Source organism: Schlesneria sphaerica, assembly GCF_044336245.1.
GTDB lineage: Bacteria > Planctomycetota > Planctomycetia > Planctomycetales > Planctomycetaceae > Schlesneria > Schlesneria sphaerica.
Genome location: NZ_CP172346.1, coordinates 440,842 through 456,098, shown reverse-complemented (window position 1 = coordinate 456,098; position 15,257 = coordinate 440,842). Strand labels below are relative to the sequence as shown.

Here is a 15,257-nt window from a genome sequence, read left to right as displayed (position 1 = left end):
ACAGACGGCCTTCCAGTCCTTCCATCGGGCGGATACTCCGATCTATTGCGCTCCATTTTTTTGGGGGCGGCTCGCGTGTGTCTTCTCGTCAGCCCCCTATCTGACCATCTCGATGAGTCAATGAATGCGACGGACTCGAACGAGCGCACCCCTGACACGTTGAACCGTTAGGCGAGGATCGATTGGATCACTTGTCCGTTGGTCACGGCATGGGGCCGTCCCTGCAGGTCATGGAACAGGGTTTCGGGCGCGATTCCCAGGCAGTGGAGGATTGTTGCGGTCAAGTCTTCGGGACCGACGCGTCCTGACTTCGGGAAGGCTCCAATCTCGTCTGACGCCCCGTAGACGGTTCCCCCCTGAATTCCCCCGCCGGCGAGTGCGATCGAGAAGACGGCACCCCAGTGGTCGCGACCTCCGGAAAGATTCATACGGGGACTGCGTCCGAATTCTGACATGCAGACGACGAGCGTTTCCTCGAGCAGTCCACGATCTGCCAGATCATCAAGCAATGCTGAAACCGCGTCATCCGTAGGAGGGATCAGCACATTTTTCAGTCGGTGCGTCTCATTGGTATGCGAGTCCCAGCAGGGATTGTCTGTGGGTTCGTCAGGGCCCCGGTACCAGTTGACCTGGACCAGTTTGACGTCGGCTTCGATCAGTCGCCGGGCCAGCAGGCAACTCTGTCCAAACTGAGTCGTCCCGTAACGTAACCGGGTTTCGACAGACTCGGAACTCAGGTCGAAAGCGCCCCGAGACGTCGCCGATGAAAGGACATCATAGGCACGCTGCTGCTGTTCACCAAAAGCTTTCGCGATGCTGACTTCATTCGCAGCAGACAGGGGACGTTCCATCGTGCGGACGAGATCGCGACGAAGCGAGAGACGCCCCAGTGAAATGTCCTCAGGGAGTTGAAACTCGGCAATCCGGTAGTCCGGTGACGCCGGGGCACAGCGGAACAACCAGGGATCGGCGGGGCGGCCGAGCATTCCTCCGTCCTGGCCTGGCCAGGTTGATCCGTCCGTGTTGAAGATGTGGTGAGGCAGGCGAACGGAAGTGGGCAATCCGCGTGCAGGGGGGGATAACCGCTGGAGGAGAGCTCCCCAATTTGGCCAGTCGTTAGGAGCCCCCGGGTTGACATTTTCTGCATTCATCGGGGCGTGAGGCCGTCCGGTCAGCATGTAGTAGCCGCTCGACGAATGGGCATTGTCATTGGTCGAAACCGCGCGCAACACCGCCAGTCGATCGGCTCGCATCGCCAGCTTCGGCATCAGTTCGCCGTAGTGAACCCCGGGAACAATGGTGGGAATCGATCCAATCTGCCCCCGCACTTCCTGGGGAGCATCCGGTTTGGGATCCCAGGTGGAATGCTGCGGAGGGCCGCCCATGAGAAAGAGGACAATGCAGGACTTCGCCCGACCGGCTGAGGCGCGAATCTGGTCTTGCAACCCTTCTCGCGCAAGAGCAGTCCCCTGCGGCATCAGGTGAGACAGGGACAGGCCGCATGCACCGATGCCTCCGATACGCATCAGTTCCCTCCGCGTGACGGATGAGCGGGAACTGGTCGACCGTGACTCAAGGCTGATCATCTGGAATCCTCTTCAAACGAATTGGATCGCTCTCGACGTTATCCGCAGGAGCGCTCCGCAGAAATGGCCGGCATGAAGATCTTGTAGTCTTGTCCATCCTTTTTCTGGCAGGATGAACGATGTGACTGATGGTCTAACCGATCAGCTCACGGATGGGACGAGCATCGTCAGGCATCACAGGTATCGGGCGTTCGTTGATATCCCGCACGAACTCGTGGGGATCGATTCCCAGGTTGTGGTAAATCGTGGCGAGTACATCCCGGTAGTGGACCGGACGGGATTCGGCATAAGCGGCGGTCTTGTCCGTCGAACCGATCACCTGCCCCACCTGCATTCCGCCACCTGACATGAGAACGGACTGAACTGGAGCCCAATGGTCGCGACCGGCATCCTTATTGATTTTGGGTGTACGACCGAACTCGCCCCACACAACAAGTGACACATCGTCAGCGAGTCCGCGCTGATAAATGTCTTCCACCAGCGCGGACAGACCGGCATCGACGACAGGCAGGTTGTTTCTGCAATGGCCGAAGTTATTGCCGTGTGTGTCCCAGAATCCATAGGCCACGGTAACAACCCGTACTCCTGCTTCGACAAGCCGTCGAGCGATGAGAAGTTGGTCATTCCACAACGGAGCACCGTCTCCCTGATGCTTGGACGATCCCAAGGCGTAGCGTGCCCGGGTCTTGGGATCCTCCTTCTCGACATCAAGCGCGTCCAGCAGCTGCGACGAAGTCAGGACTTCGAAAGCACGTTGATAACTCTGATCGAGATCATTCATTCCGCTGCGATCGGCTTCCCGTCGAAAGGCGTCGAGCCCTTCGAGCAGTTTCTGTCGACTATTGAACTGAGCCGATTCAATGTAGCGCAGCTTCATACTGGCAAGGTCTTCGCCATCGGCACGAGTCTGGTGGTACTGGCTGCCGAGGGAGCCCGCACCCGTGCTGTTGTAAGGTCGGTGCTGCATTGTGGGAAACAGGTCAACGAACGGAGGAATCAGAGGGCTCGAAGGGCCTTTGATCTTAGAGACGAACGAACCGAAGTTGGGATAGTGGTTTCGCTGAGTCTCACCCATGGTGTAGCCGGTGAGATTCTGAAAACTCGAATGTTCGTCGCGCTGTCCGACGACGGAGCGAATGATCGCACAACGATCCATCACCGTCGCCAGCTTAGGCATGAGTTCGCAGACGTCCAGGCCTGGCAGCGAAGATGGGATCGGGGAAAATTCGCCTCGGATTTCCGCGGGGGCGTTGGGCTTTAAGTCGAATGTGTCCTGATGAGGAAGGCCCCCCGAGAGGTACACCATAATCACGGCCTTGTGAGACCGTTCTGTCCCGCGCGAATGCTCTGCACGCAGCAATCCAGGCAAAGTCAAACCACCGACGGCGAGGGAACCCATCTGCACAAACGATCGACGACTGATCTTGTCACAAAAACGTCGTCCAGCACCCGCAAACAATCGCATATCGAACCCTCTCCTCAACCTCAGACTTTCGGCATCGCATCAATCTTACTGCATGCACCCGCGCAGAACTACAGCAACATCGGATGAACTCGTCCATCTTCCCACAAAAGTACGGGGGAAAGCGAGTGTCCGTCCAGGCCAGCGCTCGCTGTCAGAAGCGGCAAAACTGGACGTGCGCGTTCCTGTTTCAGTCACCTCGGCGAGTCAAACCTGCGGCGAGAGAGGAAATTGTTCCGTTTTCCGGTTAACCGCACCGGTAAGGAGAGCGGCTCATTTCAGCCCACAGGGCTAACTCTCGTGTGGCAGGGACATTACGGCTCGAGCCTATCATGATCCGCTCGACAGCTTCGGGTTCCTGTCAGAAGAATTGCGAAAGACCTGATTGCAATCAGACACGGCATGGCACCTTCCGTGGTATGATCGTGCGTCGACGACGTCAGAAAAACTTCGGTCTGGTTCCCGTTGCGGAGCCCCAAAGAATGTCGCAGGCCAATCTGCAGGGGGCAAAACGGAGGCCGAACGCCGATTCGACTTGGCGGCAGAGGACTTGGGCGTCTATCAACACTTTCAGGATCGGTGGGACGTCAGGAGGGTAAAAAGATGCGATCTGATGCACGTCGCAGAATCGTTGCCAAACTGGTTGCAGAGGCGGATACGGAAAACTCGGGCGACACCCTGTCGTTGCCGGGGATTGGCGATCCATCTCTTCCCGACGTGTGGACTCCGGAACTGGTTGTGAGATCTGGGTACACGGGCCCCGCGACAGTCTGCTTGCTGGCTGCAGAGGCACGCCCCCTTGATATCGCTAACCTCAGTCCTCAGGGGGAACATCCATCACTCGTGGTTTTTCCCGCTTCGCACCGTGGCGAGGGTGAGGGGGGATCTGCCGAGCGCACGACCGATGGCAATCACTTTTGCCTCATTCTTTCTCCAGAACTGGTGGAACGTTTGGTAAGTCTGGGAATCGAGGACGTTTCATCGCACTTTCGAGGGAAGTCCATTCGCGTCAGTGGAACGATTGAGCGACAGGAACAGGAGCCTCCACACGTCGGTCTGCTTTATCGAATGGCAGTGATTTCGCTGGATCAACTCATTCGCATCAGTCCCGCCGGCGCGGATGAAACGTCGGTGGGGAATGGACTGAAACCTCGTGTGGCTTTGCCACAGCGGTAGCCGCGAAGCCGCGTCAACCGTGGCTACCCTGTGTGTGTATTCGGATCGGGTCGCCTTGGTTGCTGCTTTGAGCTACCAAGGCGGCGGAGCCGCACGAGGTTTTCGACAAGCGGAATCCGACATTGCGGTCTTCAGAGGATCTTGGGTTGAAGCGGGATACCTGTTCGATTGATTGAACCGGAATTGATCCGTGCGGCGCCGCCGAATTCGCTGCAGGTGGCCCACCGCTGACGGTCTGGAAGAAAGTCCCAAGCGTGTAAATGACTCGTGAGTCACTCAGGCCGTCCAAATTGAGTCAAACATGGGGTCACAGTGAAAGATTTCGGTTTTTTTCCCAAATTGATCGGTTAGGTTGACTTTTTTGATCATGTCACCTGTACGAGTTATTCGATAAATACCAGCTAAATCTAATTGTACTTCGAATCATGCGGTACCGCTTCTGACGCCGATACTGGTTGTAGGAGATTCACGAGGCGTAACTCTCACAGCGGTTATGCCTCGTGTGCTTCCGGAAACAGTTATACAGAAATGTATCGGTAATCCCACGGATGGCAGTATTGGCAAGGATGCATCCCATGAGGTGGAGGCGATCGATCCGATGGATCAATGCGTTGTTGATTTCCAGCGCCCTGGTTGGTTGTCGCACCGCGAGGCCTGTCTCTTATTTGGGAGATGCAGAGCTTCGGGACTACGTCGACCGTACGACGGCGATCGAGTATCCGATTATTGAAGAGCAAACATCTCCTGATGTCGTCAACACGCAGCGGCCACACACTGTTCGCGATCGACATGAAGACGAAGTCTGGGACATGAGCTTGATGGAAGCTGTCCATCTGGCTGTGCAGAACAACAAATTGATCCGAACGCGGTCGAACGAGCAGGCAATTCTGCAAGCTCCAGGCACTGCACCGTCGGTCTACGATCCAGCCATCCGCGACTCGGGATACCTCTTCGGTAACCGTGGTGTGGAAGCGGCTTTGGCAGACTACGACGCCACGTTCACCAGTCAGATGTTGTTTGGTCACAATGAAGCGGTCGCCAACACGACGATTCCTTATCCCGGTTTCGTCAGTCGAAACGACTCTGCGAACTTCACATCCAGCCTGGCCAAGACCTTCGCAACCGGGGGGTCGCTCGCGTTCAACAACAACTGGACGTATCAGGGGACGAACGCGGTCAATCCGATGTTCCCTTCGGCGACTTTGTTCCCGTCGAACTACGTGGCGGTCTCACAGGTTCAGTTCGTTCAGCCTTTGTGGGCTGGTTCGGGCGTCGAGTACAACCGAATTGCCGGTCCTGCACGCGCCGGACTGACAGGTGTGACCGGGGTGTCCCAAGGGGTGGCCATCTCGCGTATCAACACAGATATCTCGATTGCTGATTTCGAGAATTCTGTGATCACCATGGTCAAGGACGTAGAAGACCTCTACTGGGAACTGTACCTAGCCTATCGCCAATTCGCAGCCGAAAGTGCCAATCGGGACAGTTCGCTGAGAACCTGGCGTGAAGTCAAAGCCAAGATGGATGTGGGTGCGACGGGGGGTAACGCCAGTAACGAAGCACAGGCTCGAGAGAACTACTTCAATACGCGAGCCAACGTCGAAAATGCGTGGGGTAACATCCTCAGGACTGAGAATGCGTTCCGTAAACTGATGGGACTGCCCGTCAACGACGGTCGAATCATTCGTCCGGCGGACAACCCGCTCGAAGGCGAATACCTCATTCAGTGGGAGTCTGCATTAATCGACGGGCTGACTCGGCGTGTCGAGTTGCGGAAACAGAAGTGGGCCATCAAGAGCTTGCAGCTTCAGGTCAAAGCTGCTGAAAACGTGATCAACCCACAGTTGAACTTCATCTCGTCATACCAGCTCAACGGCTTCGGTGAAACACTGCTGTCGAACAGTTCAAGCGACGGTATGACAGAGAAGGGGTACAATAGTGCTTATGGAGCGTTGACCCGCGGCGATCAGTCAGGGTGGAACGTCGGTCTTCAATTCAGTATGCCGATCGGTTTCCGTGCCTTCCGTGCTCAGTTGCACAACCTCGAACTGCAATTGGTCAAAGCCAGGGCAGGTCTGGCCGCACAGGAACTGGATATCAGTCACGAACTGGCTGATTCGATCCAGAAGGTTGACCTGGCCTATATGACGGCACGAACACATCTCGACCGCAAGATCGCTTCGGAACGTCGTGTCCAGGCGACGACGGCGGAATACGAAGCTGGTGTACGAGACGCAACTCTCGACCTTGTCCTTCGTGCTCAGGCCAGTAACGCGGCCGCAGAAATCGCCTACTACACTTCGCTGGTGAATTACAACAAGGCGATCACAGAACTGCATCAGCGACGCGGAACCCTGCTGGAAAACGATGGGATCCGACTCGCCGAAGGCGAATGGAATACGTATGCCCAGCAGGATGCGGTTCGACGGGCATGGGCACGCAGCTTTGCCTTCCCTGCTCCAAACCTGAAGACTTTGCCGCCCGAGTATGCCTCACCGGTACCCGTGGATCAGACGGAAGTCTATCCAGGAGCACCAGCGGGCTTTATGGGGTCAGGTTACATGGATTCAACGCAACCTGACGAGTACGACGAAATTCTGCCGAGGCCGTCGGACTTGGATTCCGGCGACCCCGGAGATCTTCCCTCACCAATCGGACCCAACCAGATCGAATAAGATCGATTAAGTTGAGTCAGTCAGCCAGGATTCGATGTTTGAACTTATCGTTTGAACATCGAATCCTGTGCATTTCCGCGGGACAACAAGTACGCCAGAAGATCAAGCACTTCGTTTTCGTTCAATTGCTTGAGCAAGTCTTTTGGCATCAGCGAAACATCGGAAAGCTGTTGCGATTCGATGTCGCTCTTTTTGATAGTGACCAGCTTGGTCGAGTCTTCAGGGTCGACGAGAATCGTGATCGAATCAGCGGTCGCTGCAACGATCCGTCCCGTGTGCGTCTTTCCGTCAGCGGTCTCGACGATCGTCGTCTTGTACTGGTCCGAGACAACCTTGCTGGGGTCGATGATCGATTCGGCAAGATCCTTGAACGAGAACCGTCCGGCAGCCTGGGTCAGGTCGTGACCCGTCGATCCCCCGTCGCCAGCAAAGCGATGGCAAACGACGCAGCGTGCAGCCCTGTACATTTTCTCGCCGTTCTTGAAGTCACGACCACGCAATTGAGTGGCAGACAGGGCCACCAGTTCATCGACGGTGTAATTCCGACCTGGGCCCACCGGCTTCGGCAGTTCCGGGGCTTTGTAAGCCTTCCGTGCGCCGCTGGCTTCCAGCACGATTCGTTCTGATTCGGGCAATTGTTCAAATACCGAATTTTCGATGTTCGTCAGGAATTTCTGGTAACTGACACCCCCTGACCAGGAATGGGCTTTCTCGAACCACGAAAAGTACGTCTTTCGAGCTTCCAGCGTCCAGTGAGACTTCAGATTTCGCAGCACGTAAGCGTAGTAGTACTGCTGAAGGTCAGGAGCATTCGCGTACATCGCTTCGATGGCTGCACCGTACTGCTTGTTTCTCGCGAGAACTTCGCCCAGATCCGTGATCTCGACGACTTTCTCTTTGGTCAGCAGCGGAAGAATCTTCTTGATCGTACCGGGTGATTCGACGAAGACCATCAGGTTCGCCAGTTCGCGATTCAAGGCATTGCTATTGGTGGGGAAGACAGAATCCAGTCTTTCACCAATGAGCGCCTTGGTTGCCGCATCGGGAGCCCCAAGTCGGACGAAAGTCAGTTGCAACGCACGCAACAGTCCAAGCTGCTGGGGTTCGGTCAGGTTGCGGGCATCGATACTTCCCAAAGCCATCAGGATCTGAGGAAGCAGGTGTGGCTCACCCTGTCGAGCCAGGCCGATACAACCGGTGATGATCGCATCGGGATTCGTTGCAGAGAAGACCTTGTTCTGCCACAAGTCGACAGGCAGTCGCTCGAGGCCAATCCGGGCAGCGAACCGGATGTGCCGGTCTGCGTGACCAAGGTGGGGGACCAGGAAGTCGACTGCAGCTGCCGGCTTTTCCGAATTGGCCACATGATAGGTTTCGATCTTGCGTCGCAGGGCACGCAGTTCAGCATCGCGGGTATTGCGGGCATCAACAGGAGCTGTCGACTCTTTGCCGACATAGGTGACTCGAAAGAGTTCCGATTGGGTACCGCGACCACCAACGGTGAAGTACATCGCCCCATCCGGATGAGCGACAACGTCGGTCAGAGGCAGCGGCGTTCGCGAAATGAATTCTTCTTTTGTGGCCTTGTAGCTGGCACCGCTGGGCTCAATATGGACCGCGTACATGGTGCCGAAGGTCCAGTCGCAAATGAACAGGGCTTTCTGGTACTTGGCGGGAAACTTGGTCCCATAACCGAACTCAACACCCACGGGCGAGCCAGGTCCGACGTCAACGAGTTGAGGAAGGCTGTCTGGATAATAGGTTGGCCACTTCGCGGTACCGCTGCGCCAGCCGAATTCACTGCCGCTGGTCGCATGCACGACGCGGGTCGGACGGTACCACGGTGATCCGTAGTCCCATTCCATGTCGGCGTCGTAGGCGAAAACTTCCCCGTCGGCGTTAAACGCGAAGTCGTACTGATTGCGGTAACCGGTCGAGAACACGTCCCAGGTCTTGCCATCAGGATCGGTAATTGCAATCCATCCGCCTGGTGCAAGAACACCGACAGCGTGTCCCCCTGCATCCCACTGACGAGGCATCAGTTGATCTTCGTCCCAGTTAGGAACGGAACGGCTGGTGACACCTTCGGGAAGGGTGGCTCGCAGTTGCTGCGGTCGGACACCCGCCATGGTTTGCGGAGGGGAGTTGAGCGTGACTTCAAACGGCAATTTCGTGTGGTTGCCGGCGTCAACGTAGATCGATTTGCCATCGGGAGAAAGACGCAATGCGTGTGGTCCGTGCTCGCCACCACCGGGGATGTCGCGCAGCTTGATGACTTCGTCGTACTGGTCATCGCCATCGGTGTCCTTACAGCGATAGAACGCTGTGGGAATATCGCCGCTGTTGACAATGACGTAGAGGCTGTCGAAGGCACACAGCAGACCCTGTGCACCGGAGAAGGTCTTCCCTTCGAACTTGATGTCCAGTCGCTCGACCTTGGTCGGAGCGCTGCTGCCAATGGGAGGAGGAGTGATTCGGCACAGTCCCAGCTTTCCCTGGTCGCTGACGATCAGTCGCCCTTTCGGATCAGTCGTGATGCTGACCCATGAACCAAGTTCTTCCTTGGGGACTGTGAACAGCCGCTCGACCTGGAAACCAGGCAGCAGATTGAACAGGTCACGAGCCGGTTCGATCGAAAGATCGTCCAGCATTGCCTTACCACCGGGATGATCTTCCAGTTTCAGGACCACCTTTGCGGCTGTGGACTCTTTTGACTCACGCGAGTTCGAAACGGTCCAGGAGTTATCGGTGACGACGTAGCGAACCTTGCCATCGGCACCGGTGATCGCCAGTTTCGCCACGAAGCCTGCAGGGCCGCCCGAGTTGGCGACTTCTGCTTCCAGGAGATTCTCACCCGCTTTCAGGCTGGCTTGAATGTCAATCTGTTCGGGACGGGTGAAGTCATCGCTGGAGGCGATCTTCTTGCCGTTGAGATAGACCGTCATGGAGTTATCGCACGTCGCTCGCAGCCACGCCGACTGTCCACCGCCCTGAAATGTTTTTCGGACAACGTAATTCTTTGCTTCGTCAGCGCCCCAAATCCAACTGGGCGCGGGGCCGTCTTTAAAGAGTGTCGCGGCGGGAACGGCGGGAGTCGGCTGAGCCGAGTCGGGCTGCCCCTTTGCCGGAGCAATCTGAGGAATCTGAGTGAAATGCTTTCCGTCCGTCGTTTCGGCAGTCAGCGCAAATGATTGCGTTGCCAACTGCGAAAGGATCGCGAGGGAAAATAAACGAGTGGCTCTGAAGGACATCGACAATGGTTCCTTACAAAAAGAAGCTGATCAGAGAGGGGAATCATGGTTACTGCAACACGGTTCGTCCACTCAACCAGATCCGGAAAACGGCTTTCAGAACGAAGACTTATAACTCTTTCACCGTGTCGAGGATTCTCGAGATGATATTGTCGACCGTCTGACCCGCGGCTTCCGCGCGGTAGTTAATGAGGACGCGGTGCCTGAGGACCGGGGCGGCCAGGGCGCGAATATCTTCCCAGGTGACATTCGCCCGACCTGCCAGCAAGGCTCGGGCCTTTCCACCAAGGATCAGGTACTGAGCAGCGCGAAGCCCCGCACCCCAGGAGACATACTCGTTGACGAAGTCAGGTGTGTTCGCCTGATTTGGGCGGGATGCGGCAGCCAGGCGCACGGCGTATCGGACAACATCTTCCGCCACGGGAACTTTTCGGACGAGCGCGTGAATCTGCTGGACGTCTTCACCCGTGAACAGGGCCTCGATCGCCTCGGAAGGGGCGGAAGTGGTGCGCGCCACGACGGCGACTTCGTCATCTTCGGGAAGGTAGTCGATCACGACATTGAACATGAAGCGATCGAGCTGAGCTTCGGGAAGGGGATACGTCCCTTCCATTTCGATCGGGTTCTGTGTTGCCAGAACAAAAAACGGCTCTTCCAGTATGTACTTTGTTCCCGCAGCCGTGACCTGGTGCTCCTGCATGGCTTCCAGAAGTGCGGCCTGTGTCTTGGGAGGTGTCCGGTTGATTTCGTCGGCCAGCAGCACGTTGGCGAAAATGGGGCCCTTTACGAACACGACTTGCCGTCGTCCGGATTCGTCCTGTTCAAGAATCTCGGTCCCCGTGATGTCTGCGGGCATCAGGTCGGGGGTGAACTGAATTCGCTGAAACTTCAGATGAAAGACCTGAGCGATCGATTTCACAAGCAGCGTCTTGGCCAGTCCGGGAGCTCCGGTGATCAGACAATGGCCACCGGCGAACAAGGAAATCAAAAGTTGCTCAACCGCTTCGGATTGCCCGACGATGGTTTTTGCAAGTTCCGTGCGAATCCGTTGCCGACTGGTTCGAACCAGTTCAAGCACGCGCATTTCGTCGTCGTCAGCAGGAGAGAGTCGCGTCACGTTCACAAAGGGCTCCGACGTAGTTTGAAGAGATGATCTCGATTCGATTAGTGCGTCATGGCATAGAAGATGATATTGATCCCCAGAGGATAGGCTTTCTTCTCGGAAAACTCGGTGAAGTACCAGGGGTCTTCACCTTCCCGTTCCCAGCCGTCTCCGAGGTCCGTGTTATGACAAATCAGAGCCATCAACCGCCCCTTGTCATCGAAGATGCCGCGGTAGTGGGGCGTCCTGGCGTCCTCACGTTCCCAAGTTCTTCCAGTGGAACGCCCATCCATGGCGACTCCGATGGCAGGAATCTGTGGTTTTTCTTTCAAGTCATAGACGCAGTGGAAAATGGGATGTTCAAGGGGCAATTCCACTGGTTCGCGGTCAGGAAAGACCTGTTTCATCGCCTCGTAGAGTGATCGCCACTCGTCTTCTCCCCAGAAATCATCCACCATCAGAAAACCACCATTTAACAGGTAGCGTCTGAGTGCTGCGATTTCGTCAGGTGACAAATAGATGCCACCAGGTTCGATCAGATAGATGAAGGGGTATCGGAACAGATCCGGATCGGTCAGACGCATGATCCGGCCGTTGGGGTCGACCTTCATCGATGTTAACTGCTGGAGACGATACGAAAGATTCAGGTCCGCGTCGGGGAAGTCAGTCAACCAGGAGCCCGGCCGACGCATTGAATCATATTCGATGCGAACGAAGGTGAAGACGTCGTCTTTGAATGCAGGATCCACTTCCCAGAGAGGTACCCCATTGCGGTTGTCGGGCACAGACGTTTCTAATCGTCCGCTGAACCGCCGGGAAAAGGAGCGATTCTGGGCATACGTCAGTCCGATGACTCCCATAACCGCCAGCAGTAGCGCGAGCAGACTGATCGCGGAAACGAAACGTTTCATGGCGGGTTTTCCTGAGTCGGTCGGTGGCTCATTCATCGAATCGGTTCCGCTTTCCCTGCAATCGGCTCAACAATCTCGTGTTTTTCATCCCGTCGCCCTCAAGGCATTTTTGTCGCGTCGGTAGGAACGGGATTGGCCTCGGGGGCCGTGTTTGAAGGAGGCTCAGTAACTGAATCAGGAGGGCTTGCTTCGGCGGGGTGGGTCCGCACAATTTTGAGAAGTAGCTTTTGCGCCTCGCGATATCGGGGGGCCTCTTCGAGGGCTGCAAGAACGTGCAACTTCGCTTCCGCGTCCCCTTGCCCATTCAACAATCGCGCCAGACGGAAGTGAGCTTCTGCGGGATCTTCCGGATCCATCAGGAGAACCGCCCTTAGTCCCTGAATGGCGTCTTCGACGATACCAAGCTGCTCGCTGGTCATTGCACGTGCTCGCTGGGCCTGAGGAAGCAGAGGATTGACTTCGAGCAGTTTGCGAACGCTGGCTGCGGCGGCAGCCCAGTCACTGGCGGCTGTCTGCAGATCGATTAAACGGAGCAGGGCTGACTTGGCGTCATCTGTGTGAGTGACGTATTGCTCCAGGACCTGACGTTCCTCGCCGGTCTCTTCCAGTTCCCGGTGGATCGCTGCCAGCAGGATGTAAGCGCTGTCGAGCCCCGTTTGCTCCGGGTACAACTCGATCAACTTTGTGAGTGATTTTTTGGCTTTGTCAAACTCGCGTTTCATTACCATCTGATCCGCAAGCATGGTCAATCCCTGGATACTGGTGGGGTGATCTTCTACCCAACGCTCCAGTCGCTCGGGATCGTCATCATCCCGGATGGCCGACAAGTCATACTGTTCCCAGTCAAGTTCCGGAGCGAGACGCCGGGCCATTTCAAGGGCGTAGTCATGAAACTCGTGATCGATCTGATCGAGTGATGACGTGTGCCGCTCGATCGAAACCTCGACAGGAATCCCGGCCCCCAGATCGCCAAGGATGTTTCTCATTGAATCCAGGCCATACTTCTCAATCAAGAATTCCACCAGCAGGGAGGACTGGTAGTAGGCGAACTGAAGATCTTCTGGAGTGTCCGGTCGCATGAACGTGCCGCTCATGTCTCTTACGGATGAGACTCCCCGGTCGAGAATCCGCTTGCGGTGTTTGGGTGACATCCGTTGTCCCCACGTCGCTCCTGCCTGACGCTCTTCGTAGACGGAAATCCCTTCGCTGAGCCATCGCGGCATACGGTTTCGCGTTTTTTCCAGTGTGACCACGTGACAGAACTCGTGCCATAGTACGGACTGCCAGTTGACCGGAGTGTCCTTCTGGGAGGCGGGGCTATTGGCCGTGATGACTTTGCCGAAACAGACCCCCAGGAAACCATCCGCTCCCGGCAGCCCGAATGTTCGGACCGCGAAATCATTGGGATCCGGAAAAATCTCAACGGTAATCACGCTCTGCAATTCGATGCCGTACTTGGGACAGAGTGTGTCCTTGGCACGCTTCAATAGCTGAAGCACATCGTGCCCGTAGATAGCGGCTTCCGTTGCTTCCATACGGACGCGAAAGCCATCTGCTTCCAACGTGGTGAACTTGCTCAGTTCATCACGTAGCTGCATCAGGTTGAAGACCTGTACGTCATACGCATCGTGCTTCAATGCCAGTTCGCTCAGCTTCCACCCTTCTTCCTCATCTCCCAGCCGAAGCAGGTCCTGAGCGAGTTGCACGCGCGCCGGCTGATAGCCCGGATCGAACTTCAGCGCTGTCCGCTGATGCTCTGACCCCTCTGCAAACCGGTACTTTTGTGAAAGCTTCCGTCCAATCTGATAGTCGACAACGGGATTTTCAGGCCAGGGTGTGAGAGCCCGTTCCCGGTACTCCGCTTCCTTTTCTGGCTCATTGTTCAAATGAGCCAGAACTGCTCGGTAAGCCCAGATCAGGGGATTGGCCGGATTGATTTTGAGAGCATCTTCCAGCAGGCTCGTGGCATCGCTATACCGCTCGGCATCAATCGCCTGTGCCGCTCGATGCAGCATGGCGGGGACGTGGTGGGGGTTGAGTCGCAAAGTCTCGGAGAGGTGGTGACTGGCAAGTGGAGGCTGCGAACTTTCGATGGCTCTCGCCATGCCGAAGTGCACGTCAGGATCGTTTGGATGCGCTTTCAGGCCCTCCTGAAATGTCTCCGCGGCGACTGCAAAGTCTTTTTTTGAAAGAGCCAGCTCACCGCTCGCCAGAATGGCACCCCGGTGGCCCGGGCTGACTTTGAGAGCACGGTCAAAAAAAATTTCAAGGACCTGCCGGGCGTCCGCTCCTGTCGCCGCAGCGACTTTGCCCAGCGAGACCAAACTGTCAGGATCACCGTTGTAGCGCCACGCGGCGCGATTGACGATGTCCGCCATCTCTTCTTGCCACTGCGTCCCTTGATCGACATTGCCCGACATTCGAGCCGGTTCGATACCACCCTGTCGCAGTCGGATGCTCCAGGCGTAGCGCGTCAATCCTCCCGAGATGGTCTCAAACGCGTCCTTGTACCGGCCGGTTTGCATCTCGGCTTCTGCTTTGAACGAATACCATTCTTCGCCGAAGACGCGGTCATCAATTGCTTTCGCCGTGACTTCAATGCATTCGTCATACTTCCCGCTGATCAGCAGTTGGCGGGTCGGCTCGACTTCTGCGGCCACCAGGAACGAGACGGGGCCAAGCAGACTGGCAACGAGGCAAAAGTAAAAAATTGCTGTGAGGGCACCGTTTCTTCGAGGGAAACGACGGGGGACTTTGCACCCATGATCCGATGTGATTTCGGAGACCGTACTCGCTGAGCTTGTTTCGCGCGCGGGGCGCCCGGAAAGAGGGCGGATGCAATTTCTCGCCAGGTCACAAGTTCGTACGGCCTCGGGCATTCACGGTCCTCCTGATGAACTCATCCGAGTATAGCGATGGTTCTTTCCTGACAACAGCACGGCGGAAATGGAAGAAGCGGTGACTGAATGCCACCGCTTCTCTTCGATTGGACAGTACTCAGAGGGGGAGCCACGAGGTCTAAGAGTCCGTGGCAGCCTTCTCTGTCCGATCCTGGTTAATCAATACCGCGCGCTGTATCCGCTATTCAATGAAT

Annotated in this window: 8 protein-coding genes; 2 read left to right on the top strand and 6 right to left on the bottom strand. The window is 56.4% G+C overall.

What is annotated here, in order from left to right; translation table 11 throughout:
- Nucleotides 1-167: 167 nt before the first annotated feature.
- Entirely contained in the window at nt 168-1,526 is a 1,359-nt protein-coding gene (locus ACGY09_RS01600) for a DUF1501 domain-containing protein (RefSeq protein WP_397570210.1), read from the bottom strand.
- A 193-nt stretch (nt 1,527-1,719) separates the two neighbouring features.
- The gene (locus tag ACGY09_RS01595; RefSeq protein ID WP_397570209.1) at nt 1,720-3,051 is read right to left on the bottom strand and encodes a DUF1501 domain-containing protein; all 1,332 of its coding nucleotides are present in this window, start codon (nt 3,049-3,051) and stop codon (nt 1,720-1,722) included.
- A 600-nt stretch (nt 3,052-3,651) separates the two neighbouring features.
- On the opposite strand from ACGY09_RS01595, the gene ACGY09_RS01590 reads away from it, so the two are divergent.
- Both ACGY09_RS01590 and ACGY09_RS01585 read left to right on the top strand, forming a co-directional pair.
- Entirely contained in the window at nt 3,652-4,224 is a 573-nt protein-coding gene (locus ACGY09_RS01590; RefSeq protein WP_397570208.1) for a hypothetical protein, read from the top strand.
- Between the two features lie 611 nt (nt 4,225-4,835).
- A complete protein-coding gene (locus tag ACGY09_RS01585) occupies nt 4,836-6,899 on the top strand; it encodes a TolC family protein (protein ID WP_397570207.1) in 2,064 nt (687 codons plus the stop codon).
- 44 nt (nt 6,900-6,943) lie between these two features.
- Here ACGY09_RS01585 and ACGY09_RS01580 read toward each other — a convergent pair whose 3' ends face one another.
- The 4 genes from ACGY09_RS01580 to ACGY09_RS01565 form a co-directional block, all read right to left on the bottom strand.
- Nucleotides 6,944-10,150 (bottom strand): heme-binding protein, encoded by a 3,207-nt coding sequence (locus ACGY09_RS01580; RefSeq protein ID WP_397570206.1) that lies wholly within the window; start codon nt 10,148-10,150, stop codon nt 6,944-6,946.
- 109 nt (nt 10,151-10,259) lie between these two features.
- Complete coding sequence (locus ACGY09_RS01575) at nt 10,260-11,234, bottom strand: AAA family ATPase (protein WP_373653779.1); 975 nt, start codon at nt 11,232-11,234, stop codon at nt 10,260-10,262.
- Nucleotides 11,235-11,314: 80 nt separating this feature from the next.
- Nucleotides 11,315-12,163: a DUF4159 domain-containing protein gene (locus ACGY09_RS01570; RefSeq protein WP_373651823.1), complete on the bottom strand. Its 849-nt coding sequence runs from the start codon at nt 12,161-12,163 to the stop codon at nt 11,315-11,317.
- 98 nt (nt 12,164-12,261) lie between these two features.
- A complete protein-coding gene (locus ACGY09_RS01565; RefSeq protein ID WP_397570205.1) occupies nt 12,262-15,042 on the bottom strand; it encodes a tetratricopeptide repeat protein in 2,781 nt (926 codons plus the stop codon).
- Between the last annotated feature and the right edge of the window lie 215 nt (nt 15,043-15,257).